The sequence below is a fragment of the Vibrio sp. TH_r3 genome, from assembly GCF_033101115.1.
Classification (GTDB): Bacteria; Pseudomonadota; Gammaproteobacteria; order Enterobacterales; family Vibrionaceae; genus Vibrio.
The window spans coordinates 1-25,215 of record NZ_JAWMPW010000016.1; the positions used below are offsets into that span (position 1 = coordinate 1).

Genomic DNA, 25,215 nt, shown 5'->3' on the forward strand with positions numbered 1-25,215 from the left:
CTCTCGACCAAAATAGCTCAAGTCATCTTGAGTAATTTCAAATATCACGTTATCGATATCGAACTGTTTTGAATCAGATTCAATATCTCTCCGAACCAGATTCCAAATCTCACGAGAATTGCTGCCTGAGTTTTGAACTAATACCCTTTCAATGATTTGCTTTATTGGGTGGGTTTCAACATTAAGAGAAACTGACGCTTTAGTGCTCGCTTTTGATAGAGCACCCAGATTATTGTCATCTTCAATAAATCGGCTAAGTTCTTCTAAATCAATTCGAAGATCATCGGGGCTAACCCTCAACTTACCAGAACGGAAATAGTCTTTTTGGTCTTCTACAATCCCTTGCGGATTTTTGTCATACGTTCCGGCTGCCTTAGTTAGTATCACTGTCATATTAGAGAACATCTGAAGGCCTGACTTTCCAACAGCAAGCCTTGGAAAAGCCCATACATTTCTTCTTGGTTTCTTCATTTTTACAGGAAAGTAAGGAGTATTGTCGTGCTCAACTTTTCCGAAGTGTTCTTCAACAGTACCCCAACCAGAGATTTTTTCAGGCTGCTTTATTAATACAATACTAACGCTACGATTTTTATCGCTTTCAGCAAACCATTTTGAAGCTTCATTGGTTAAACCAACAATACCGTTATAACGAAAAACCCCATATACGTAACGAGTGCCATCTTTGGTATGAATAGCTCCCATTTTTTCAGAATTAACCATAGCAGAAAGTGACAATTCACCATTTTCGATTAACTCTAAGATATCTCCTTTAGTAAAAGAGGTTTTCTGTTCTATTTCTTCTATACGTATAAAGCGACGTTTTACCACTGCCTTTCCAACCACTCATTTTCTATTTTTCCGTAACGTAACGAGAAGCAATATTTCTACATTACGTTACGCTACATATACGCTAAAAGTGCCAGTTTACAAACTCACTAAATTCATCCACCAATGTTCTATATTCATTTATGCTAAACCCTCTTTCATAAAGATAATACTCTTCTAACTGAAACTGAATACCATATAACCTCATTTTATCTTTTTCGTTTATTGGTATACGTGAGTTAAACACATCCAAATAAATAGGCTTGCTATCTATTCGGCTGCTCCCTTTCAGTTCAGCGATAACAAAATTAGGTGGAAGAAAATAATTAAACTTTTTAGGTTTGTTTACACCTAAAGTAGATATGTTGATGAAATTGGTTCTGCCACCAGTAGTTTGCCCTCTTATAGCTCTGTACGAAGACATGTATCCGTGCCTGTGTCCAAACATATGACAGAAAGGAGTAACATCAAAATACTCAGCAAACCTATCCACTCGTGAATGTGATAAAAAGATTAGACGTTCAAGTGGAACTTTTTTTTCTTTCAAATTATTAACAACTTGACCTATATTCTTCTCCAATATTTTAGATCGAAGATCATAACAATCAACCCGATAATTCTGATATTCTGTACTTGATAAGAACTTTCTAAAACATGGAGATTCATAATATTGGGCGCGTTCTCGAAGTACTCTTTCCCTAGAAGTTATTTTTTCAATAGCATTCTTATATGTTTTAGTCCTCTTATCCCCATACCTTGTTGCAGCTAAGCTTCGATATCTGCCATACCTCTCAGGGAGTAATTTAAGTGCATCTATCTTTGTTGTACGTTCATTGATTGAAATCTCTAACTCTTTTGAATACTGCTGGATGATGCTTGAGTACTTCTTTGATATGTAGCTTTCTGTTTGGAGATATATTGGATTATTTCCCCACCCCATATCGCAGCCACTAAAACCTGAAAAATAATAGCCATTATATTCAATTATTTTATCGTGAATATGGTGACAGCTTGACCCTAAATCCGGACAGTCATACGGAATTCCACTATCCCAATTACCCAAGCAGTAAAATGTATCTTTCCCCAGAGTTGATATTTTTGACATTATTTTGCAAAAACCGTCTAGATCATTGCCCTGATCTGAACTAATGTCTCCTCCTACTACCACACAATCAAACGTTACTTTACTTGTTTTTATATAATCGATTAATACATCAACATACCATTCAATACCATGAATATCAGATAAACATAAAACCTTCAAAATCCTAACCTATCTCGCATTATTATTTCTATTTATTAATTGGTTAACTATACCACTACTTACTCAACCAATCAGGTTAACAGCGGCGGCTTTGTGCTCAGGCGCAAGGTGCGCGTATCTTAACGTCATTTTCAAATCTGAATGCCCAAGTAACTCACGAACAGTATTCAAATCTACCCCTGCCATAACTAACTTACTGGCAAAATGGTGGCGTAAGTCGTGAAAGTTGAAGTTCTTCAATCCGGATTGTTCAACCAATTTCAACCAAGGCTTTTTGATATCAGTAAGTGGCTTATCCTCTCCAGAGATAAACACATAAACAGCATTAGGATTAATAGCTCTCCATTCCGACAATACTCCCCAAACGGTATCATTTAGCGGCACTACTCTGCTTTTTTTAGATTTAGCAATAGTTCCTCTTACCGTAAGGTATCTGTTATCTAACGAGATATCTTCCCAACGTAACGACATTAACTCCCCTCTTCTAAGCCCTGTATTCATTGCGGTTAATATGATTGGCTCTACATAATCAACGAAATGAACTCCATTAAATGAAGGATGCAGTTCATTGCCTCTGGCTTCTCTATGACGGTTCGCTGAATCGCGCTTATCTCTAATCAGTTGGTCACGTTGTGCTACTGCATTGAGTAATCGAGATTCTTCTTCTGGAGAAAGATAACGGATTCGTGTGTTATCAAACTTTATGGATTTCACTTTTGAAAGATTGTGGCTTTCAATCAGTCCCCATTCAACAGCTCTAGAAAGAGCTCCTTTTAACGTATTAATTGAGTAGTTGATAGTTGAAGCAGCGCGACCTAGTTTTACTCTTCCGTTTTTCCACTTCTCAACATCCCAAGCAGTGATCTGGTCTAAGTCACGATTTAATAGATGCTTAAATTGGGATTTAAGATGATTGATAGTCTTCTTTGAAGTATTAGGGTTTCTAGCAATGAGGAAAGGTTCATATTTCTTATCAAGGAAGGTTTCAAAATTCAGATACTTTTTTCGCTTTGTTTCTTCTCTGGCTTTCTTCTTATCTTCCTGAACATTTTTACCTGTAGCTACTTCACCAAGCTTAGTCTTAGCAAGATCACGGGCTTGAGCAGGAGTAATATCAGTAGCTAATCCAATCTTATAGTTAACCTGTTTTCCGTTTAAGCGATAATAGACGTAATAAACAACCTTTCCAGACTCAAACTTGATAACATGAAAGCCTGATACTTCCGTATCATTTAATCGTCTTTCTTCCAGTGTCAGTGCTTTAATTGCAGCACTTGTTATCTTTTTCTTAATAGCCATTTTTCGCCCCAAATCACAACCGAACGTATTTATAGCATATTTATAGCACTTTCTTTGTTCTTAAGCGAACACTGGTGAACACTAAAAAACAAACATATCGCCATAAACAACAATTTATCAATAACTTAAATCCACATCATTGTTCATTGATGTTCATGGCAAAACAACAAAAAAGGCACTCATAATCGATCGGTCCGAAGTTCAAATCTGCGAGGGGCCACCAAATATATAAAGGCCTGAGAGCATTTTTGCTTCTCAGGCCTTTTTAATTACTAAGTAGTTTTTTATTGCCAAGTAATAAAGCTCTTCAGATAAGCAGAAACCAGAGACCTTGCCCTCAAGCTTTGACAACTTGCTTAGCACGTTTGTGCTGATACATTCTTTTATCAGCTAAGATCAAACAATCAGAAAAATTCCGGCATTCAAAACTGGTTGCTATACCAAAACTAAGGCCCGCCATAGGCCAGTCAGAGCCTTTTATTCCAACTTCGACATCAATTATTCTCTGCGTGACTTTGCTATATAGAGCTTCAACATGTTGAGGTTTATGCACTTTAACTAACCAAACAAATTCATCCCCACCAGTACGGTAAACTGGCCCCAAATCTTCAAGTTGTGTCTGCATAAGGTAACTCGCTTTTTTTAAAAAGCGGTCTCCACCATCATGCCCATAAGTATCATTGATGCTTTTTAAACCATCGCAATCAATAAATACCAAACAATAAGGGCGATGTTTTAATTGTTTAATTGCATCATTAAACCCTAATCGATTACCTAACCCTGTCAAACTATCAACTCGAGATTGAACATAAGTTTCCTGGTATTGTCTTTGTTGAAGCCTTAACCATTCAGTTAAAGAAAGTAAAATACAGAAACAATCAATTGCCAAGGCCACCACCACTAAAGTTTCCATAGAGGAGTGGAAAGGCAATTGTTTAAAATGAACCAAGACGTAATACGCTAAAGAAATACCATAACAACAGCTACCGATTAGATAGTACTTAGCAATAAAGTCTTTTTTCTTCAGCATTAGAATACCGGTTACAATCATTGTTGGAACCCAAACGGCTGCGATTAAATGAGACAGTAGGAAAGCAAGAGAAAATGGGACAAAAATAGTAAGCAAACCAATGGTTATACAGAACCAACCAAACCATTTGAACCATCGATTAGTAAGTAAGAAATGTTGTGGGAAATTAAATAACAAGCGTGTGTAATAACTTGCAAACGCTACTGCAAATGGGAATAAAATAATCCCAAAATAAACCGGATTCAGGCTACCTGTTGGCAGTAAATACCCCCAAGCTCCGGATGCGGCAAACCACCCTACTCCATGCAGCCCGACATAACCAGCACAAGCCAGCGTGACTGGTAATAATGTGCGAAGATAACCAAATAAAGCAATCATTCCTAATGTAAGCATGACAGCAATCGAACCGAGCGTTAGGGTGTTATCTCGAAAAAGGTTCGCATAAAATTGGCGTTCGGATTGCAAAGTAACATGGATTGCAGTGGGAAACTTCTGAGCTTCGACATAAAGGAAAAGCGTACCTTTTTCCTTCGCATTTAGTGCCAATATAAAACTTTGTTTATGCAGTTGGCGAATACCTTCACCGTTTAACTGATCAAAATTAAGTACTTTTTCAACGTGGCCATTGCTTGATTGCCAAAACCCCCAACCTTGATCCAAGTAATTGGCATTAATCGTAACAACTTGATTAGATCGTTGTGAATGAGAGTTGCTAACCTCAAGACTAAGTGCAAACGCACCTACTTCACCAAATGTTGAGCCAACTTTTGGTGCTGATTCAATATGATTTTTTAAAACCGACAAATCAACGGGCTGAGCAAGTAGTGGCATGCGATACCAAGACGCAAAGTCATCTGCTAAGACTGCCTGATCTCTACTAATTTGGACAGGAGAGGCAAAACTAGATTGCACACATATGGCTAATAGGCTAACAAGCAAAACCAAAATCCGCATAAAATGAGAATGATTCCTATAATAAGTATACAAACTAGCATAGACGAGTTTATAACAATCTGGAAACAATTTTCTTATATGCTGAAAGCAAATAATACATATTGATGCATATATTTGTTAAGGGGGAACTCTTTCTTTAAAAAATTATTATCGATATAAAACTAGATAAATCATATAGAAAATACACGAGGAAAAATATCCCTATGCAGATATATAAAAACAGGGGATAAAGATAACATATGCTACCTTTATATTTTAAAAACTCACGCCTTCAAAAACAATAATTGTAAAACCAAAGACGTGAATTTAATTACTCATTTTTAATAATTAAGCTGATTTCAACCCATAAGTACTAAACTTACCCAGAACAATTTGCATTTCTTTCGTTGATAATTTTGGTATATCTGACGAAATTGCTGCTACTTTTAAATATAACTGAGCAAGTACTTCAACCTCATTAGCAAGCCACAAAGCTTTCTCTAAACTCACTTCCATGGTTAACATGCCATGGTGTTGCATTAAAATTGCTTTACTACTACATATACCTTCACTAACACTATTCGCTAATTCTTGTGTACCAAATGTAGAATAAGGTATACAAGGAACATGATCTGTCCCTGTTACCGCAACCATATAATGTAATGCTGGTATTGCAATGTTTAGTATTGATACTGCAGTAGAGTTAACCGCATGATTATGAACCACAGCATTTAACTCAGGTCTTGCAGCAAAGCAAGCTAAATGAAAGTGCCATTCACTTGATGGCACCTTTTCTTCTTCATGTACACCATATTTATCTACATATACAATCATTTCAGGTGTTAGTTTATTATACGGAATTCCACTTGGTGTAATCAGCATTCCTTCTAGATAACGAACACTCACATTTCCAGATGTACCTTGATTTAATCCTAATGCATCCATTTGCAAACAAGTATCTATAATTTGTTGGGCTAGCTGTTTTCTTTTCATGAGTATGTCCTTAGAAAAATGGAGTCTCATGACTCCAAAAAATAACCAACTAGGCGATTTTTGATTCTTTTAAATCATCAAACATTGCTGCGAGTGCACTTTCTGTTGCTGCACAGACACCACGCTCAGTAATTAAACCAGTAATGTATTTGGCTGGAGTAACATCAAAAGCATAGTTACCACAATCAGTTCCTTTAGGAGCAGTATTAACCCAACTCAAGTTTCCAGATGGATCAATACCATAAACATGTGATTGTTCTTTTCCCGCTCTCTGCTCAATAGGGATCTCTCTAACACCGTCATATACAGACCAATCAATAGTTGGTGAAGGCAACGCAACATAGAATGGAACTTCGTTGTCATGAGCGGCTAAGGCTTTTAAGTAAGTCCCGATTTTATTGCACACATCACCTTTAGCCGTAGTACGGTCTGTACCAACAATGCAAAGGTCAACTTCACCATGTTGCATGAGATGCCCTCCAACATTGTCAGCAATCAAAGTATGTGGCACACCATGAGAACTTAATTCGAATGCAGTGAGCAAACCTTGGTTACGTGGGCGAGTTTCATCGACCCATACATGTACTTTAATTCCTGCTTCGTGAGCTTTATAAATAGGAGAAATCGCTGTGCCCCAGTCAACCGTCGCCAACCACCCAGCATTACAATGCGTTAAAATATTGACAGTACTACCTTCTGGTTTTTCACTAGCAATTTTTCTTATGATTTCTAAACCATTTTCACCTATTTTCTCACACAGTCTCACATCTTCATCTGCAATAGTCTTCGCTAGCTCGTAAGCTACTGCTTGGCGTTCACCTTCTAGTAATTGCTTCAATTCAATAAACACTCTATCCAACGCCCATTTAAGGTTAATGGCTGTGGGACGCGTTTCGATTAATACGTCATAACATTTTTGTAAATGTTCATCACTGGAGTTTTCTCGCATTCCAAGAGCCATACCATAAGCAGCAACCGCTCCAATTAAAGGCGCACCTCTAACCCACATATCCTGAATAGCGGTCGCAGCTCTTTCCATTGATTTTAGTGAAATAACTTGAATTTCAAAAGGTAGTTTAGTCTGATCCAAAATTTCAATAGACCATCCATCCTGACCAAGCCAGACTGTACGTTGATGCTTTCCATTAATTTTCATAGTAACCTCTTAACAACTTTGTGCTAACTGTGAAACAGCCGCAACATTCCTATAGTTCTTTGCATTAACAATTAGCTCTCGGGCTAATTTCAACGCTCGACGTTGGCATTCGCCACGAAGTTGAGCATTTTCAATATTTTTAAAGTCGGCGACTCCAGCAAACCCAATGATTCGACGGTTAATCTCTAAGCCAGCGTTTACCAATGTGTCTTCAAAAAGCGTGGTAAAGAACGTCAACTGAGCATTTTTCAATACTTGAGCTCCCAACCCTTTTTGATATATTTCAACTGGATATGCATCGCCCTGTGTTTTCTCATCCCAAAGTTGAGTAAAGTTAGAGACGAAAACTTCCCATGTCTCCGATATAACATTCAATAAATAGTCTTGATATTGTTCACATTTTTCACTATCACCTTCCCAACCAGGTCTTGAAAAATAAGCCATCAACAAGTTGCCCACGTAGTTACCGAGATCGAATGACATTGGCCCCATAAAGCCAAACTCAGGATCAATTACTTTGGTATTTTTTTCTGTGACCATTATTGAACCAGAATGAAGATCGCCGTGAAGTAAAGCTTGTGCTTCTGTCATAAATTTGTATTTATAACGCATCGCCACTTGGATCATTTCTTCGTCTTGCCATACTTTACGCACATCGGTATCTAACTCAGGTGAATTCCAATTATTACGTTCAGCATCAAAGTACGGCTCAGTAAAAATAAGATCTTCAGTTATTTTGCAGAGTTCATGATTAACGGAAAACTTAGCGACTAAAGCTTTTTTATCTTCGGCGGCCATGCCTAAATCCGACGTATAGAACAACGTCTTAGCTAGAAATGCACCAATATCCGAGCCAATTTTTGGAAAAATTTTGCCTGCCATTAGTTCTTTTCGCAAAATGACATGTGGCGATAAATATTCCATTGCAAAAATCGCCATAGTGTCATCATAAAAATATACTTGGGGTACTAAATCATGACCGGCGAATTGCGCTTCTATTTTCAGAACATTATATTCAAAAAAAGCACGAGTCAGTGATAGCTGCCAACTTTCTCCTGCAGCTCTAACATAAGGCAGAGCTTGTTTTACTACGATAGTTTTGGAAAGCCCTTCTACAATAAAAACTAAATTCAAATTCCCATCGCCAACTTCTTTTACTTTCCATTGACTTGGTTCACCACCTAAAACTAAATTATTAGAGAACTTTGTTTGTAAATATTTTGGTAGAGATTCACTGTTTAACGGCGTATAGCCAGATGGAACGGTATTAGACATAATGACCATCCTAAATTATTTTTTGGCTTAAAATTAGGGCGCTCAATCTCGCCCTAGACGAAGATACTTAGTTTATTTTAGGCATTGGCATCCAATCTGAGACTAAGACAGTTGACGATGAAAATGATGGAATTTTATTGACTAAGTCATCCATATTTTTAATATCTTGCTCATTCAACATATCTTGAGTAATTAAAACAGGAGGAACCGTCACTTGATGATCAACACTATCGCCTTTAAGTAACGTCGCTAGTGCTCGTACACTTACCTCTCCCATTATGGATGGATTAGTTGCTACAGTAGCAACCCAAGCACTATTTGGTTCACGCATCGCTTGGATATCTGAGTTAGAAATATCTGCACTATATATTTTTACACTGTTCGAAAGTCCAGCTTCATCAACTGCGATTTTGATTCCTTTTGCAAATTCATCATAAGGAGAGAAAGCAACTGATATATCAGGATTGGCACGAAAAACTGCAGCCGCTTGGTCTGCTACTTGGTTAGGAATCGGATTATTCATAGTCCCAAAACGGGCGACTTCATTAATACCCGAGTATTTTTCTTTGAATTCAGTAAAGACTTCATCACGACGATCAAGCGGTGGAATTCCCGGCACATATACATACGCAGCTTTCCATGTATCTCCATTATCTTGTATTGCTTGATCTAATGACATTTGAGCAATTAAATGATCATCTTGGTTAATTTGTGGGATACTTGGGTTTTCGGTATTAACATCAAATGCAACCATTTTAATACCATTTTGTACTGCCAGTTCAGCTAAATCTTTAATAGAGTCAGTAAAGCCATGTTGTAGAACAATACCATCGTAACCTTTCATAATGGCTTGCTCTAGCTGATTCCGTTGTAGTGACGCATCTTGACGAGCGTCATATACATCTAGTTTAAATCCTAAAGCTTCAGCTTGACGTTTCACCCCTTTTAGGTACAACTCAGGAAAATCACCTTGTGATAAGTAACGTACATGAGCAATACGCATTTCTTTTCCATCAAATGGATTATCAGTACTTCCTATTGCGTATCCAGAAACCATCGCTCCAGCGATAGCAGAACAAAGAGTTAGTTGTGTTATGGTTTTCATTATTATTTCCTTGTAGTTATACACGTTATGGTGGTACACGTTATGGTTATGCACGTTTTTTGGATAAACCGAACGTAAACATTAGCGCTGCAACTAGCACTAAGCCTTTGATAAAATCTTGTGTGTAATAAGGCGTATTCATCATTGTCAGACCATTAAGTAAAACACCGACAAAGAGAGCACCTATTGCCGAACCTTGAGCATTGGGTCGAGCAGCACCTAATACTGCAAAACCAATCAAAGCTCCTGCCACACCATCCATGAGTAAAGAATTCCCAGAACTAACATCACCACGCCCAATTCGTGCCGCAAGTAATATGCCACCAATAGACGCGTACACTCCTGACATTACATAAGCGACATATCGATAAAATTTAATACGCGCACCTGCAAGTTTTGCTGCCTGCTCATTTGAACCAATGGCATACATAACTCGTCCATGACGTGTCCTTTCTAAAAATAAATAAGTAACAACTGCAAGAAAAAGCATTATCACAACGGGTACAGGAATAATCTCGAATATACGAGCACGACCAAGATAAAGAAAACTTTCTGAAAAAGTCCCGCTTGCTGTTTCTCCATTAGAGAGGCTCATACCTGTTGAGATAGAGCGTCCTTGAGTAGGAATCAGTTGTAATCCTAACAATAAAAACATCATTCCGAGTGTAGCCAGTAGGTCTGGAACTTTCATTTGCACTGTCATAAAACCATTGACTAAACCAACTAAAACACCAACAGCTATAGCAGCTAAAATAGCAAGAGTAGTACTACCATCAAAAACAACCATGACATAACTAGCTGTCATCATTGAGAAAGCAGCAGTAGAACCAATAGACAAATCAAACCCATCAACGGCGAGAGTTGCTGTAACACCTAAAGCAAGAATCGCGACAATCGATACTGATTGAAGAATGATCATCATATTAATCGTGCTTAAAAATGCAGGTTCTGAAATTGAAAATAGGATCAACATCAGCGCAAGCAAAATTAGTAACCCGTACTTAATGGAAAATTCACGCATATTTTTCATTAGTAACATCCTCTGTTGTTATTATATTTTCTTGTTTTACTGGCGATGCAGCAGCTATTTGATTAATAAGAGTAGGCATATGTATTTGGTCTATTTGATGATCTCCCATTAAATTACTTTGATTGAAAACAATAATTCGATCAGCAATTTCAAGAGCTTCTTCAACATCTGTACATACAACGATGGTAGCTCTGTTAGTAGATGTGGCACGTAGTAGTTTTCCAATTTGTCGACGAGATGAAATATCGACGCCTTGGAACGGTTCGTTGAGTAATAAAACATGGCACTTATCCATCATCCAACGTGCTACCATTGCTTTTTGCTGATTACCACCAGATAAAGTCGTCATCAGTTCATCTTGATCGGTGTACTTTACTTTTGTTGTACGGATTGCCTCTTCAACATGTTTTCTTTCCTTCTTCCTATTAATAAAACCAAAAGAAGAAAATTGTTTTAGAAACGGCAGACTTACATTCTTTTCTATCGAAAAATCAGGAATAAGAGCATTATTACCTCGGTCTTCTTGCACCATAAAAATCCCACTTTCTATCGCTTGTGTAGGATTAATTGGCTTCCAAGGGTCTCCATTAAGTTTTACCTGACCACTAGAAAATGCATTCATGCCAAAAATACCTTCAATCAAAGAAGTACAACCAGAAGAGAGTAATCCAGTTAACACAACGACTTCATCACTATGAAACGTAAGGTTAAATGGCTGAGCTTCAGGGACAAGTTGGACATTATCTAACTCTAAAATTTCTGCTCCTCCAATTTGATATTGATGAGTCACTGCACCTACTGCGTGCCCCAGCATAGAGTCAACAGCTTCGTCATAATTTAATGGCGGCTCAAAATACCCTACTATTCTTCCTTCTCTAAGAGCGGCAATGCTATCTGCTAAACTTCGAATATCTGACATACGATGAGAAATATAGACCACTGCGACGCCTTGGCTACGCATAGTATTAACAGCCTCGAATAATTTGATTGATTCGGTATCAGAAAGAGAAGATGTAGGTTCATCAAGAATTAAAAGCTTCGGCTTATCAGAAATTGCTCTCGCAATAGCAACTAATTGCTTATCTGCCTGGGACAGTTCTGATACTTGTGTATCAAGCGGTAGTGTTAAACCAATTTTGTCCGCCAATGGTTTAGCTTGTAATTCTAATTGTTTCTGAGAGATATAAGTGCCAAAACTGCCATCACATAACTTGTCGAGCAACAAATTTTCTGCAATATTCAGGTCCTGTACAACACCATCATTAATAATCTGATGGACAGTTATAATGCCTGCTTCACGTGCCAATTGTGGTGTTGAAACATCTACTCTTTGGCCATTTATTAATATCTCTCCGCCATCAGCACAATAAACCCCACTTAAGATTTTCACTAATGTAGACTTACCTGCCCCATTTGCTCCCATCAATGCGAGTACGCTTCCACCTTTAATACTTAATGTAACATCATGTAGCACGATATTTTTGCCAAAAGATTTTTCAATGGCTCGTATCTCAATTATATTTGTTATATCTACCATGACCGCTCCATCTGTCATTTGTTTTTACAAAAGTAATAATAAAAGAACAATTGTTAACATTTCTGTGACAAAGTTATCAGTTTAAATAATGAGCTATTTTTCCAAATAAAATATGTTTAAAAATTAGACATCAATCAAATATCACTCCTTTTTGCAATATCATACAAGCATATGGGCGCATATCATTAGTACTAATGACTAATTGACACTCACGTACCATTTGATAATAAATGTGCCTATCAACTAACTTATATTGATGATCGCTCTCATCTGAATTTTGCTGTATCTTTATGAAATCTTTGGCAGATTCAGTTAAATTAGGACTATTATCTTGAGACATAATAAAAAATGGTGTATCTGAAAATTCGTCCATAGGAAAATATTTCAACAAGGTAGACAAGGTCGTTGAGGCATCAATACCAACTAACGATATATGAGTGAAAGCACAATGCGAATATGACGGAAAGTTTGCATCAACAATAGCTAGACGATCACCATGCCCCATTTTACTTAGTGAAAAAAGCAGTTCTGGATTTAGAATTGGATCAATACTCTTAAGCATAAATTTACCTTTTGTATTTAATTAAAAACAAAAGTATATTGTATTTTTACTGTTTCTGCGAATTAGCAAATCTTTTATAATTATCGAGTGTGGAATAATAAATATAGTAATGACTATCATAGGAGAAGGGCGCTAATGACAGGAAATGTATTAGAGAACGTTAGTTCATTCAATAATGATCCAGTTCTACATGCTACTTGGCTTTACTACCAAGAAGGACTCAGCCAGACTGAAGTTGCTAAATTAATGGGGATTTCACGGGTTACCGTTGTGAAATACTTGCAAACAGCTAGAGAAAAAGGATTGGTACAAATAAACCTTGATCTAAACACATTCTCTTCTATTGATAGTGCACTTCATATCAAAGAAAAATTCTCACTTCGACGCGTTGTAATTGTCCCTGATGGAGAACACGTAACTCAGCGTGAAGACTCAAAATTAATGCGTGAACGTCTTGCTCGTGCTGGAGGTATGTACTTAAATCAAGTTATTGAAAATGGGGATGTTCTTGGTGTCGCATGGGGGAGAACTATTCATCAAATGAGTCACTTAATGACACCAAAAAGTTGTAAAAATGTCACAGTCATGCAAATGCTTGGTTCGATGCCTGCGCAGCCAGATTTCACTACTATAGAATCGTCATCTCAGTTGGCACATAAACTATCTGGTAGTGTGGTATCTTTGCATGTACCAGCTGTCGTTTCTAGCTCAAGATTAGCAGTAGAACTACAAGCAGAACCTATAATTCGTGCGAATTTCGATGCTTTAACCCGCTGCAACAAAGCTCTTTTTGTTGTTGGTAATTCACTTGATGAAAATCCGCTTATTCGTGTTGGTGTTTTATCTAAAAAAGAGATGGATAATTACCGAAAACTGGGAGCTGTTGGAGTAATTTGTGGCAGGTTTTATGATCGCTTAGGTCAACCTGTAGTTTCTGAAATTGATTTGCGTATTCTAGGCATAAATTTAGCCCAGCTTCGTCAAATTAATCATCGTATTTTTGTCGCTGGAGGACAACGTAATTATGATGCAACTTTAGGTGCAATCTTAGGTGGATATGTATCAGACTTAATAGTAGATGAAGGAACGGCAGAATTTTTAGTAAATATTGAAGTACCAAAGTCCAATCAATAGACTAAAATCCACCCATTAACTTATTAACTTATTAACTTATTAACTTATTAACTTAGAGTAATCACTCAATAAAAAGAAACACGGGAGTCTACTCATGATAAAACGCAACGAGCGACTGACTCTCGCTCGATCATTTCAAACATTACCGATGAACGTGTCGCAACCATATTGCTAATATCTTGAAAAATTAGCAATATGGTAGAGGAATAATGTTAAACCCTGAACTTATAAACCTTCAAACATCCTTATACGAGCATTCCTGAGATGAGTCCTCATAGCGAGTTCAGCTGCATCTTCATCTTGCTCTATGATAGCTTGAACAATCTCTTCATGTTCTTTTTGGGCTATTTCAAAACGTTTATTTGAAGAGTGTAACGAAAGCGTACGTGTTAAGTTCATTCCTTGCCTTATATTATCTTGCAAAGAAGAAAATACTTTAGTGTAATATTCGTTATTAGAAGCCATCGCAACCGAATAGTGAAAACGATAATCATCATCTGTTGCTAAATTATTATTTTTATTTGCCTGATAAATCGCTTCTGAGGCAGCAATTAAGTTTTTTAGTTGCTGCTCTGTTCGGCGACCTGCAGCTAATCTAGCAGCACCACTTTCCAAATGAATTCGAAACTCGAAGCATCTCTGAATATCTAAAATACTCGAAACAGCGGCAAATTTTAGTACTGTACTTTCTGGTTTTTGAATCACAAAATTACCAGAACCTCGACGAGATACAACTAAACCATCTTCTTTTAAACGAGTCAGAGCTTCCCTTATTATAGTGCGAGATACTCCATAAGTTTCGCTTAGCTTTGCTTCAGTCGGCAATTTACTATTAATTTCATAGTCATCAATGATACAACTCAATATTTTTTCATAAATAATAGAAGCCATTGATTTTACTGATTTTGAATTGTTATTAGACATACTAATACCGAAAATACTGCGTCAATGTAGTAATGGCGTCAATGTAGCATAGGTTGTTTGAGAATTAAATCTGGAGAAGTAAACGAAAAATTGTCAATCGACAATATGCGGCAAACTATTAAGTCATTTGCCGCATAACCTTGAAGAAATGAATAAACAAGATCTACGTAACTCCATCTAAACGTATTTTTCTATCCAACCTAAACCATCTAAGGTATTTGTTTTAGGAATATATTCACATCCAACCCATCCTTTGTAACTAATCGATTCAAGATGTTTAAATAAAAAACTATAATTTATTTCACCCGTTCCAGGTTCATGACGACCTGGATTGTCTGCTAGTTGTAAATGACCAATAATAGATAAGTTTTGCTCAATGGTTCGAGATAAGTCACCTTCCATTATCTGCATGTGATAAATATCGTATTGAAGTGTTAAATTACTGCTATCGACATCGTTCTGAATTTTTTTCGCTTGCTTTGTACTATTAATAAAAAACTCAGGAATATCAATAGTATTGATAGCTTCAAAAACTAATGCAATACCAGCTGTTTTCAATTCTTCCGCAGCAAAACGTAAATTATCGACCAATGTTCTGTATGCATCTTCTTCTGATACTGTTGATGGTTTTTTCCCTGCTAAACAATTTACTTTTTTACAATTCAATGCATGTGCATATTCTATCGCTTGAGCAACCCCAGAACGAAACTCATCAATTCGATCTGGGTGACACGCAATACCACGTTCGCCTGCATTCCAGTCTCCACAAGGAAGATTGAAAAGCACTTGAGTTAACTTGTGTTTTGTTAATTCATTTGCGATGGCACTATGAGAAAAATCATAAGGAAATAAATATTCAACGCCTTCAAAGCCTGATTTAGCAGCTGCTTCAAAACGTTGCATGAATTCGTATTCGGTAAATAACATAGATAAGTTAGCTGAAAATTTATACATTTTTTACTCCTAATTACATTTGAACTGAGATGTTCAAAATACCTGACTACCTAAATGACAGTTGAAGGTTATGTTGAGAAAAATCATATTCATTGAAAAATTCACTTCTTAAAAACTTTCAATTGTTACCCTAGCCAACTTTTCATAATGAAGAGCAAGTGCCGCATGATCACTGCCCCCTTTATCGTCATTTCGTAGTGCTTGCATCATTTCCATAACTGCTGCGGTTAAAGGAAGTTGAGCTCCCAATTCATGTGAGGTATCTAGGGCATTTGTCAGATCTTTAATATGCAAGTCAATACGAAACCCTGGTTCAAAATTACGATTTAGTACCATTGGAGCTTTTGCTTCAAGTACTGTACTACCAGCTAACCCGCCTCGAATCGCTTCAAATACTAATTCAGGATCAACGCCCGCTTTTGTAGCAAGTGAAAAAGCTTCTGACATAGCCGCTATATTTACAGCAACAATGACTTGGTTCGCTAATTTAGTTACATTACCTGCGCCCAATTTGCCTGTATGCACAACAGAACCGGCCATCGATTTCATTACATCGAAATATTTGTCAAATAGTGCTTTATCCCCACCAACCATAACTGATAACGTTCCATCAATAGCTTTAGGTTCACCGCCACTCACTGGTGCATCTATCAGATTAATATTCTTTTCAGCGAGTGCATTACCTATTTTTTGGCTTGCTATTGGATTAATTGAACTCATATCAATAACTGTTGTGCCTGGTTTCGCTCCTTTAATAATGCCATTTTCATCAAGTGCTACAGACTCAACATGTGGTGAATTAGGTAACATGGTAACAATTACCTCACATCTCTCCGCTACATTTTTAGCATCGAGACCAGTTTCAGCGCCTGCGTTTTTAAGTTCTTGAATGGCTTCTTTATTAAAATCATAAACAACTACATCGTAACCAGCTTTAAGCAAATTTTTGCTCATTGGTTTACCCATTATTCCAAGACCGATAAAACCTACTTTCATAACGTTTCCTTTTAATATGTTAAGTATTTATTAGTTATCATTGAGAAAATTAATTTTTGTTGATAAATTTTTCTGCCAAATGTTGCGTAGCTGATCTAAACAAACCAACATCCGCTCCGACAGCAACCAAAGTCGCCCCCCAAGAAATATAACGCCTTGCGTCTTCTTCTGAACCCGTAAGAATCCCTGAAGGCTTTCCAAATTGTTTTGCTTTTTCAAAAACTTGCTTAATAGCCGATTGAACATCAGGATGATTAATATTGCCTATATGACCTAAAGAGGCAGCAAGATCACTTGGTCCAACAAATACTGCATCAATTCCATCCACACTTAGAATATGGACAAGGTTGTCCAAGCCATGTTGATTCTCTATTTGAACAATGACAGTAATGTTCTCATTAGCAGACTTAAAATAATCTTGGATGGTGGCATAGGCATTTCCGCGGTGCGATAGTGATACACCACGAATTCCTTGTGGAGGATATCGGGTAGCGGAGACGGCCTTAATTGCATCTTCTTTAGTTTCTACAAATGGCACTAATATATTGTAAAAACCTAAATCTAGTACTCGCTTGATCATTACTGGATCAATTGAGTGAACTCGTACAATTGGTGTAGAAAGGCTTTCTTTCAATGCCATTAATTGCGGAATTAATGAAAGCTCATCGTTCGGTGCATGCTCAGCATCAAGCAATAACCAATCAAAACCGGCCAGGCCTAACATTTCAGCGGTGATTGGAGATCCTATACTGCTCCAACAGCCAATAAGTTGCTCAAAATTACGAAGCTTTTGACGAAAATTATTTGGATATTGAGTTTCGTTCATATTCGTTCCTATTTAGATATCAGTTTTATTCACAGCAATATTATCTGATCACTGACACTAAAACGAACTAATAAATACTAATAAATACTAATTTGTGAACTGGTTCATATATTCGTAAATGATACGTGTAAAATAAAATATTACCTAACCCAACAAAATAAAGTTAAAATTAATAACTAAAAATCAATGCCTTATAATATAAATTGTTTTTTTTATTTAATTTTAAAATATGAAATTATGCAATAAGAATCACATTCTCAATATTTTTTCGAATTACTCCTGATCACAAAACAACAAATATGCATTTATTTATACAACTTTACGGTGGTAGCATGCATTTAGAACATCAAGTAAGGCCTAATTAAAAATACAAAATATCAACTAGCCATAAGGTGAAACTGTAATGAAATCGATGAAAATGAGATTGAGCTTCTTGCTATCAGGAATACTTTTAGCCTCTTCCGTCAATGCTGCTGCCTTTCCAACCAGGGATATAAGAATGATTGTGCCTTGGCCTGCAGGCGGAGGTGCGGATGCAATATCTAGAAAAATAAGTAATATCGCGGAAAAAGAACTTCCAAATTCAATTTATGTAGAAAATATTGGAGGAGCGATCACGGCTACCGGCTTAATGCAGATGACGAAATCACGTCCAGATGGCCATACAATAGGCGTGCTAACATATGACAGTATCATTACCCTACCACGAGGTAATATGGTACCTGGATACTCGCTAGATAAAATGAAACCAATTGCACGTATAACTAAAGAAGCAGATGCTTTTGTTGTTTCGAAGAAATCAGGTTTCAATTCGTTAACTGAAGTTATCGCAGCGGCTAAGAAGACCCCTAATAAAGTACGGGTAGGCGTTGCACCCAAAGGTTCTGGTCCATACCTTGCAATTAAGCGTTTAGAGAAAATGCTCGACGTTGATTTTAACGTCATTTCATATCCAGGTTCGTCTACTGCTGAAGCCGAAGCATTATTATCAGGTGAATTAGATGCGGCTATTTCGAGTCTGGGAGATTTCAACGGCATTATCTCATCAGGTGATGCAAAAGGTTTGGTAGAATTATCTTCAGAACAAAACCCATCGTTCCCTTCCGTTCCACCAATTAGTTCATTAGGTTACAAAATCGAAACCGGAAGTTTCATTCTAATTTCTGCTCCAAATAGAACACCAGATGACGTAATCGCCATATTGGAATCTGCCTACAAAAAAGCTTACGAAAGTAAAGAATTTCAGGAGTGGGTGGCTAAAGTGGGTGTAACGCCAAGCTGGCTAGATTCTAAACAAACCTCAGAATGGATAACAGATCTACAAACCGCGACATTTTCTGTTATGGACGAATTCGATCTCTAAAATATTTCCTGCATTTATTAGATATTGAACATGTTAAATTTATAGTCCTTTCTTTTGAAAGGACTCATCTGAGGGAATATATATGTCTTGTAAAATTGAGCATATAAAAAACTCTGGTTTTTATATTATTACATTTTTTGTTTCTTTATTTTATTTTGGTACCGCATTTTCACTTGGAGCACCTATCGACAACGGAAGTATTGAGCCATCTTTTTTTCCTCTAGTCTTAGGAGGGTGCGCAACCATATTTAGTGGATTAGTTCTACGAAACAACATCAAAAAAAACACACTGACACAACAAACTTCGCCAAGAAAAACGTTAACCGATATTGGAGATCGAAAGGTATGGTTAGTCGTATTCATTACCGCAATTTACATTACACTGTTTAGTATTATTGGCTACTTTTTATCATCCATCTTATATGTGTTCTCAATCATTACTCTTTTTTCAGGAAATAAAGACGCTTTACTTTCTAAGCTATTAATTTCTATTGTTATAGTTGTTATAGGCTATTTGATTTTTGAACAACTATTTAGCATTCGGCTACCAACACTAGAGGTATAGTCATGGATTTTATATTAATGGTATTTAGCAGTTTTTCATTATTATTTCAACCAGTTACCTTGATATATGTAGTCTTAGGTTTTTTTATTGGAACCATATTTTCTGCAATACCTGGGTTAACTGCAACGTTAGCACTAGCATTACTTCTTCCGTTGACGTATAGCCTTGATGTAACTACCTCACTGATGGCATGTGCAAGTATATATATGGCAGGAATGTGTGGTGGTAGTATTACCGCAACAACAATAAATATACCTGGTGCTCCATCCTCTATGATGACTGCATTGGATGGTTACCCGCTTCAACAACAAGGGAAAGGCGCATTAGCATTAGGTCATGCTTCTCTTGGCTCTATGATTGGTGGAGCATTAGGTGCCCTTTTACTTATTGCCTTAGCACCATACATAGCACAGGTTGCATTACTGGTAAAAACCACCGGAAAATTTTCACTCATTGCTTTCGCAGTGGTAGTTATCGTTATATCTCAACGTGGAAAAATACTGAAAGCCTCTGTGGCACTCTGTCTAGGATTAATGACTGCAACAATTGGTTTAGACTCAATGGTACCTATGACTCGCTTCACATATGGAGTACCAGAATTAACCGCTGGTATAGAGCTAATGCCCATTATAATAGGTGCATTTGCTATTAGTGAAATTCTAAGTCAGGCAAGTAAATTAAATCAAAAAGATCAAATTAAAGAGGCATTAAAAAATGTAAGTAGTGTACGTCGTCGTGACTTCTTACCTCCTTTATCTGATATCAAAAAAATAGGCGTACTGTGTTATGTGAAATCCGCACTCATCGGTTTTTTGGTGGGCACATTACCTGGGGCTGGTGGTTCAATGGGAAGCTTCTTATCCTATGTTGAAGCAGTGAGAACGTCTAAAGATCCAGATTCTTTCGGTAAAGGAAACCCTAAAGGAATAGCTGCAGCAGAAGCGGCAAACAACGCAGTATGTGGTGGGGCTATGGTACCTATGTTAACTTTTGGTATTCCCGGAGATCCCATTACCGCGATTGTTCTTGGAGTATTGATTATTAATGGCATCCAACCCGGACCACAATTAATGGCTGAGCAAGCTACTTTAATTGCACCAATGCTTGCATCGCTACTCTTTAGTGCAGTAGTAATGGTCCCTTTAACACTATTTTTAATCGGTCCATATTTTATTAAAATAGTATCCATCAGAAAAGACGTACTTTATGGTTCTATTGCTCTTTTATCTGTTGTAGGAAGCTATGTTGCCACCTACTCTCCATTTCAAATGGGAGTAACGTTACTTATAGGTGTTATTGCTTATTACATGAGAAAAAATGACTTTCCAATTGTAACAATGCTCTTAGGATTTATTTTAGGACCAGATCTTGAAGAGTTTTTTAGAACATCTCTGGCGTTATCTAACGGTAATCCAATGACATTTATTACCAATTTGGATAGCTTATTCTTCATTGTATTAACTGGATTTTTTATCTATTTCTTAGCGATTAAAAAGCCAATAACTAGTCCTGTATCAGTGAAATCCTAAATCGTCATTAATTACTACAACTATTTAATATCGCTAGACGGATATAAAATAAACTAACAATGCCCAAATCCAGATTGCTTTTATTTAAAACGATAAATCGAAATGATTTGGGCAAATTTAGTCTTAAACCTACCCTTTGATTGTGATTACAAAATATCATAACCTACCGAATTGCGACTGACTCTCGCTCGATCATTTCAAACATTACCGATGAACGTGTCGCAACCATATTGGGAGAGCTAATTGCCGTGATCAATTTATAGATAGCAGATTGAGCTATTCTATTATAGTCAGTGGTTAACGTTGTTAGAGGTGGATTAGAAATCGCACTAACACTAAGATTATCAAATCCGACAACTGAGATATCTTCAGGGACTCGTTTATTAATGCTAGGTAACGATTCAATAATAGATAAAGCGACCATATCACAAAGACACAGTATCGCCGTACAGTCATCAAAGCGGTTTTCCTCTAGCAATAAAGGAATGATTTCTCTAGCGCCAAAATCGCCCATAGAGTTACGGATCAAATCCTTACCTTGTAATCCTCTTAACGGTTTTACTCTATCTGCATAATGCACAAAATCTATAACTGATTCTTTAGGATCATGCTCTACGCCAGCCATGCTTAACGCACGTAAAAAACCACTGGTTCTTTGATAAGTAGAGTGTCGATCATTGGCTGTGACTAACTTGATTTTTTTATGTCCTTTCGCCAATAGGTATTCCGTTGCCATAAACGCGCCAAATTCATAATCCGGTGAAATACTTGGCGTTTGCATTTTAGGGTCAACACCATTAATGATAACCGCAGGGACTTTCTCTTGTTGGGTTAAGTGAAGCAATTCTTCGTTAGGGTTACCCAAGATGAGCAGAGATTGGGTTTTAGCGAGCTTATCTTTGAGTGAATGAGAGTTGTTAATTGGATTTAATACCGACATTTCTAGCACGATGGACAGCTTACTTGCCTCGACTTTAAGTTGATTCAGTAACGTCCCGTAAAAGGTATGAGGAGCAAAAGCAGAGTCATCACAAAACACCGTAATTTTGTCCAGATTCATCGGAATTTCAAGAGAGGTTTTACGTTTTACATAACCAATTTCAGAGATGATCGTTTCTACTTTTCTAGCCACATCACTCTTTACCAAATTGCTCCCGTTCAAAACTCGAGACACGGTTGTTTTTGACACACCAGCGAGAGCGGCTATCTGATCTAATGTGGGTTTTTTATGTGATTTTTCCAATGTTTTCAAAAGATTTCCCTACTAGAATAAAACTCAAACAAACGAAATAAGCCAACAAACGGTTTTTTTAGTTACGTTACCTGCCTAGTTGTAATCCATCTCCTTAGTTAATTCAAGTGATTTTAACTTAAATAATGAAACGTTTCATAAAAATGATATGTTTCATTATATGAACAAGATCACGGAAAACTTGTTAAATATAAGTAATCCTAATACCAATTCAATGTAAGAGTAAAAATGTGATGTCCGCATTTCTTACAATATTTTTTATATTATGAAACGTTTCAATTTTTTCACCTAATTATTTTGTTGAGGCTTTATTTATGAATCAGACATTAGAAACGATCAAACAAGACATTATCGCAAGCGTAGAGCGAAATATGTCGGTGATCGGGACACGTAACCCGATGGTGGGTGCGGGTCCTAATGATTTTACATGGCTCTACCCTGAAGACTACTTTTGGACTGATTCGTTTTGGACAGGTCAACTCTGGTTAGCGTACTTGTTTACAGGAAAGCAAGAGCTGAAAAATAACGCTCGTATGCGTAACGGACATTTTCAAAACATCTTAAACAATCCATTGTGGCTCAATCATGATCTTGGTTTTGAATATAGTTTATCAGCTGTAGCTGATTACAAATTGACAGGAAATCAAGATGCTAGAAACCTTGCTTTAAGAGCTGCTGAGGCATTGAGAAACCGTTATAACTGGAACGGAAATTACATTGTAGCATGGACTGCTGGTGCTGAAGATAAAGCCCATGCAGAAAGTGTGCAAGGTAAAATAATCATCGATTGTATGCAAAATTTGGCATTATTAATGTGGGCTTACGCGGAAACCAACGTTGAATCGTTCAAACAGGTTGCAATTGGCCAAGCTGAAACATCGATGAAATACTTAATACGTGATGATTATAGTACTTATCATACGTTTGACTTTGATACTCGCACCAATCAACCTGTAAAAGGCTGCACACATCAAGGGTTTGCTGATGAATCATGCTGGAGTCGCGGACAAGCTTGGGCTATTCACGGTTTTGCACAAATGGCATTAATGACTGGTGACGATCGTTACGCTCAAGAGAGCGTTAAGTTAACTGAATATATGTTGACTAAAATCACTCCAGATATGGTGCCTGAATGGGACTACCTATTAACAGAAGGCGAGACTCGTTATAAGGATACTTCCGCTGGTTCTATTACTTCTGCTGGCCTATTTATATTGGCAGAATATTTTACTAAAACCAACAATTCATCTTTGGCTGATTATTACTATGATCTGGCTAAAACGATGCTATTAGCACTACGAGAAAACTATGACCTGACAAACACAGAATCAGCTCAAGGGTTACTATCTAATGCTGCATCTCATATCCCCAATGCTAAAACTCACAACTTAGAACATTTAGCTAACTCAATGCTGCCGTACGGTGATTATTATTATTTTGAAGCTGTTGCACGAGCATTAGGACACAACAAACTTTTTTGGTAACACTAAATAACGTGAACAAGAGGTAAATATAATGAAAAGTATAACGACTAAACTAGCACTATTAGGAACGGCTTTAGCACTCAGCGTTGGGGTAGCACAAGCAAAAACTTATAAATTTGCAGCTAACATTCCAAGTGAAGACGCCGCAGGTACTTTGCTGACAGAAATGGGACAAAATATAAAAGATCGTACCGATGGTCGCGTTAGTATTCGCTTTTTTTGGAATGGTACTTTAGGTGGACAAGCTCAATACTTGCAACAAATTCAAAGTGGCGTAATTGATATGGGTTTGGTCAATAGTGCGACATTAGAAAATCTTGCCCCTGAAATTACTGGAGTCAATCTTCCTTATATTTTCAGAAGCTTAGACGAATACGAACAAACTATGTTGAACCCTGAAGTGAGTCAAACTATCTTTGATTCAGTTGCCAGTAAAAATGTCTACCCTATGGGCTTTTTAAGTAATGGTTTCAGAAGTATGTATACAACCAAGCCAGTATCAACGCTTGAAGACTTAGAAGGGTTAAAATTAAGAACGTCACCTAGTGACACTTATATGAAGCTTATCCGTGCACTTGGTGGCGTACCAACACCAATGGACTTTGGTGAAGTCTACCCAGCTCTACAGCAAGGTATTATCGATGGAGCTGAAGGTGGACTGGCTGGATTATGGGAAGTTAAATTTGGTGAAGTGGCTAAATACGCGATTCGTACTGAACATACACGTTTAACCGACTTTTTAGTAACCAGTGAACGCTTCCGTGAAAGATTATCTGAAGAAGATTTGAAAGTTGTTCAAGAAGAAATGAATAAAACAACTCAAAAATCGTTTTCGGCAGTCGCAAAACAGATCGAAAAATCAGAAGCATTGGCCGCCTCTGAACTCGATGTAAAATATATTGATATCGACAAAGCACCGCTTATTAGTCGTATGCAACCTATGTACGATGAAGCGTTAGCTGATTCAGTAAAAGCCCCACTGTTGAAAACTATTTTCGAAATTCAAGGAAGATAAAACGACTAAAGCGGCAGCAAAACTTGCAGCCGCTTTAATTCAAAATGTATTGAGTTAGAACATTACCAAAATCGCTATTAATTTTACTCGCTACTTTTTAGTTATCTATTTATCGATAAGAAGTGATGGCTTTCTCTGCCTAACGATTATGTTCATTACATAAT

General features: G+C 37.1%; 22 protein-coding genes. 6 read left to right on the forward strand and 16 right to left on the reverse strand.

Annotation, left to right across the window (positions count from 1 at the left end):
• The 11 genes from R3X26_RS13125 to R3X26_RS13175 form a co-directional block, all read right to left on the reverse strand.
• A partial coding sequence (locus R3X26_RS13125; protein ID WP_317717785.1) for a hypothetical protein occupies positions 1–843 on the reverse strand: 843 nt, incomplete at its 3' end.
• A gap of 67 nt (positions 844–910) precedes the next feature.
• Positions 911–2,089, reverse strand: a complete 1,179-nt coding sequence (locus tag R3X26_RS13130) for a metallophosphoesterase (RefSeq protein ID WP_317717786.1) — start codon at positions 2,087–2,089, stop codon at positions 911–913.
• 63 nt (positions 2,090–2,152) lie between these two features.
• A complete protein-coding gene (locus R3X26_RS13135) occupies positions 2,153–3,388 on the reverse strand; it encodes a site-specific integrase (RefSeq protein WP_317717787.1) in 1,236 nt (411 codons plus the stop codon).
• A 337-nt stretch (positions 3,389–3,725) separates the two neighbouring features.
• Positions 3,726–5,372 (reverse strand): diguanylate cyclase, encoded by a 1,647-nt coding sequence (locus tag R3X26_RS13140; protein ID WP_317717788.1) that lies wholly within the window; start codon positions 5,370–5,372, stop codon positions 3,726–3,728.
• A gap of 327 nt (positions 5,373–5,699) precedes the next feature.
• The gene (locus R3X26_RS13145; RefSeq protein ID WP_317717789.1) at positions 5,700–6,344 is read right to left on the reverse strand and encodes an L-fuculose-phosphate aldolase; all 645 of its coding nucleotides are present in this window, start codon (positions 6,342–6,344) and stop codon (positions 5,700–5,702) included.
• 49 nt (positions 6,345–6,393) lie between these two features.
• A complete protein-coding gene (mtnA, locus tag R3X26_RS13150) occupies positions 6,394–7,500 on the reverse strand; it encodes an S-methyl-5-thioribose-1-phosphate isomerase (RefSeq protein WP_317717790.1) in 1,107 nt (368 codons plus the stop codon).
• Positions 7,501–7,509: 9 nt separating this feature from the next.
• Positions 7,510–8,775, reverse strand: coding sequence for an S-methyl-5-thioribose kinase (gene mtnK, locus R3X26_RS13155; RefSeq protein ID WP_317717791.1), 1,266 nt, complete (start codon positions 8,773–8,775; stop codon positions 7,510–7,512).
• A gap of 67 nt (positions 8,776–8,842) precedes the next feature.
• Positions 8,843–9,880, reverse strand: a complete 1,038-nt coding sequence (locus R3X26_RS13160; protein WP_317717792.1) for a substrate-binding domain-containing protein — start codon at positions 9,878–9,880, stop codon at positions 8,843–8,845.
• 46 nt (positions 9,881–9,926) lie between these two features.
• Positions 9,927–10,910: an ABC transporter permease gene (locus R3X26_RS13165; RefSeq protein ID WP_317717793.1), complete on the reverse strand. Its 984-nt coding sequence runs from the start codon at positions 10,908–10,910 to the stop codon at positions 9,927–9,929.
• Positions 10,894–12,447, reverse strand: a complete 1,554-nt coding sequence (locus R3X26_RS13170) for a sugar ABC transporter ATP-binding protein (protein ID WP_317717794.1) — start codon at positions 12,445–12,447, stop codon at positions 10,894–10,896. The genes R3X26_RS13165 and R3X26_RS13170 overlap by 17 nt, the downstream gene beginning before the upstream one ends.
• Before the next feature lie 130 nt (positions 12,448–12,577).
• Positions 12,578–13,009 carry an RbsD/FucU family protein gene (locus tag R3X26_RS13175; protein WP_317717795.1) on the reverse strand — a complete coding sequence of 144 codons (432 nt, stop codon included), beginning with the start codon at positions 13,007–13,009 and terminating at the stop codon, positions 12,578–12,580.
• Positions 13,010–13,144: 135 nt separating this feature from the next.
• Between R3X26_RS13175 and R3X26_RS13180 the strand changes: the two genes are divergently transcribed.
• Positions 13,145–14,143: a sugar-binding transcriptional regulator gene (locus R3X26_RS13180; protein WP_317717796.1), complete on the forward strand. Its 999-nt coding sequence runs from the start codon at positions 13,145–13,147 to the stop codon at positions 14,141–14,143.
• A gap of 225 nt (positions 14,144–14,368) precedes the next feature.
• Here R3X26_RS13180 and R3X26_RS13185 read toward each other — a convergent pair whose 3' ends face one another.
• The 4 genes from R3X26_RS13185 to garL form a co-directional block, all read right to left on the reverse strand.
• The gene (locus R3X26_RS13185) at positions 14,369–15,067 is read right to left on the reverse strand and encodes a FadR/GntR family transcriptional regulator (RefSeq protein WP_317717797.1); all 699 of its coding nucleotides are present in this window, start codon (positions 15,065–15,067) and stop codon (positions 14,369–14,371) included.
• Positions 15,068–15,244: 177 nt separating this feature from the next.
• Entirely contained in the window at positions 15,245–16,021 is a 777-nt protein-coding gene (gene hyi, locus R3X26_RS13190) for a hydroxypyruvate isomerase (protein WP_317717798.1), read from the reverse strand.
• Positions 16,022–16,129: 108 nt separating this feature from the next.
• Positions 16,130–17,017 carry a 2-hydroxy-3-oxopropionate reductase gene (gene garR / locus R3X26_RS13195; protein WP_317717799.1) on the reverse strand — a complete coding sequence of 296 codons (888 nt, stop codon included), beginning with the start codon at positions 17,015–17,017 and terminating at the stop codon, positions 16,130–16,132.
• Between the two features lie 49 nt (positions 17,018–17,066).
• Positions 17,067–17,843: a 2-dehydro-3-deoxyglucarate aldolase gene (gene garL / locus R3X26_RS13200; RefSeq protein WP_317717800.1), complete on the reverse strand. Its 777-nt coding sequence runs from the start codon at positions 17,841–17,843 to the stop codon at positions 17,067–17,069.
• A gap of 403 nt (positions 17,844–18,246) precedes the next feature.
• Here garL and R3X26_RS13205 point away from each other — a divergent pair, with 403 nt between their 5' ends.
• The 3 genes from R3X26_RS13205 to R3X26_RS13215 all read left to right on the forward strand — a co-directional run bounded on the left by R3X26_RS13205 (position 18,247) and on the right by R3X26_RS13215 (position 21,300).
• Positions 18,247–19,206 carry a tripartite tricarboxylate transporter substrate binding protein gene (locus tag R3X26_RS13205; RefSeq protein WP_317717801.1) on the forward strand — a complete coding sequence of 320 codons (960 nt, stop codon included), beginning with the start codon at positions 18,247–18,249 and terminating at the stop codon, positions 19,204–19,206.
• Positions 19,207–19,288: 82 nt separating this feature from the next.
• Positions 19,289–19,771: a tripartite tricarboxylate transporter TctB family protein gene (locus R3X26_RS13210; protein WP_317717802.1), complete on the forward strand. Its 483-nt coding sequence runs from the start codon at positions 19,289–19,291 to the stop codon at positions 19,769–19,771.
• 2 nt (positions 19,772–19,773) lie between these two features.
• Complete coding sequence (locus R3X26_RS13215; RefSeq protein WP_317717803.1) at positions 19,774–21,300, forward strand: tripartite tricarboxylate transporter permease; 1,527 nt, start codon at positions 19,774–19,776, stop codon at positions 21,298–21,300.
• A gap of 163 nt (positions 21,301–21,463) precedes the next feature.
• Here the strand turns inward: R3X26_RS13215 and R3X26_RS13220 are convergent, their stop codons facing one another.
• Entirely contained in the window at positions 21,464–22,552 is a 1,089-nt protein-coding gene (locus tag R3X26_RS13220; RefSeq protein WP_317717804.1) for a LacI family DNA-binding transcriptional regulator, read from the reverse strand.
• A 314-nt stretch (positions 22,553–22,866) separates the two neighbouring features.
• On the opposite strand from R3X26_RS13220, the gene R3X26_RS13225 reads away from it, so the two are divergent.
• Both R3X26_RS13225 and dctP read left to right on the forward strand, forming a co-directional pair.
• Positions 22,867–24,036, forward strand: a complete 1,170-nt coding sequence (locus R3X26_RS13225; RefSeq protein WP_317717805.1) for a hypothetical protein — start codon at positions 22,867–22,869, stop codon at positions 24,034–24,036.
• Between the two features lie 31 nt (positions 24,037–24,067).
• The gene (dctP, locus tag R3X26_RS13230; protein WP_317717806.1) at positions 24,068–25,051 is read left to right on the forward strand and encodes a TRAP transporter substrate-binding protein DctP; all 984 of its coding nucleotides are present in this window, start codon (positions 24,068–24,070) and stop codon (positions 25,049–25,051) included.
• Positions 25,052–25,215 lie beyond the last annotated feature (164 nt).

Coding starts and splice junctions, on each gene's coding strand:
- R3X26_RS13135 (WP_317717787.1), bottom strand. CDS start 3,388: ATGGCTATTAAGAAAAAGATAACAAGTGCTGCAATTAAAGCACTGACA.
- R3X26_RS13140 (WP_317717788.1), bottom strand. CDS start 5,372: ATGCGGATTTTGGTTTTGCTTGTTAGCCTATTAGCCATATGTGTGCAA.
- R3X26_RS13145 (WP_317717789.1), bottom strand. CDS start 6,344: ATGAAAAGAAAACAGCTAGCCCAACAAATTATAGATACTTGTTTGCAA.
- mtnA (WP_317717790.1), bottom strand. CDS start 7,500: ATGAAAATTAATGGAAAGCATCAACGTACAGTCTGGCTTGGTCAGGAT.
- mtnK (WP_317717791.1), bottom strand. CDS start 8,775: ATGTCTAATACCGTTCCATCTGGCTATACGCCGTTAAACAGTGAATCT.
- R3X26_RS13160 (WP_317717792.1), bottom strand. CDS start 9,880: ATGAAAACCATAACACAACTAACTCTTTGTTCTGCTATCGCTGGAGCG.
- R3X26_RS13165 (WP_317717793.1), bottom strand. CDS start 10,910: ATGAAAAATATGCGTGAATTTTCCATTAAGTACGGGTTACTAATTTTG.
- R3X26_RS13170 (WP_317717794.1), bottom strand. CDS start 12,447: ATGGTAGATATAACAAATATAATTGAGATACGAGCCATTGAAAAATCT.
- R3X26_RS13175 (WP_317717795.1), bottom strand. CDS start 13,009: ATGCTTAAGAGTATTGATCCAATTCTAAATCCAGAACTGCTTTTTTCA.
- R3X26_RS13180 (WP_317717796.1), top strand. CDS start 13,145: ATGACAGGAAATGTATTAGAGAACGTTAGTTCATTCAATAATGATCCA.
- R3X26_RS13185 (WP_317717797.1), bottom strand. CDS start 15,067: ATGTCTAATAACAATTCAAAATCAGTAAAATCAATGGCTTCTATTATT.
- hyi (WP_317717798.1), bottom strand. CDS start 16,021: ATGTATAAATTTTCAGCTAACTTATCTATGTTATTTACCGAATACGAA.
- garR (WP_317717799.1), bottom strand. CDS start 17,017: ATGAAAGTAGGTTTTATCGGTCTTGGAATAATGGGTAAACCAATGAGC.
- garL (WP_317717800.1), bottom strand. CDS start 17,843: ATGAACGAAACTCAATATCCAAATAATTTTCGTCAAAAGCTTCGTAAT.
- R3X26_RS13205 (WP_317717801.1), top strand. CDS start 18,247: ATGAAATCGATGAAAATGAGATTGAGCTTCTTGCTATCAGGAATACTT.
- R3X26_RS13210 (WP_317717802.1), top strand. CDS start 19,289: ATGTCTTGTAAAATTGAGCATATAAAAAACTCTGGTTTTTATATTATT.
- R3X26_RS13215 (WP_317717803.1), top strand. CDS start 19,774: ATGGATTTTATATTAATGGTATTTAGCAGTTTTTCATTATTATTTCAA.
- R3X26_RS13225 (WP_317717805.1), top strand. CDS start 22,867: ATGAATCAGACATTAGAAACGATCAAACAAGACATTATCGCAAGCGTA.
- dctP (WP_317717806.1), top strand. CDS start 24,068: ATGAAAAGTATAACGACTAAACTAGCACTATTAGGAACGGCTTTAGCA.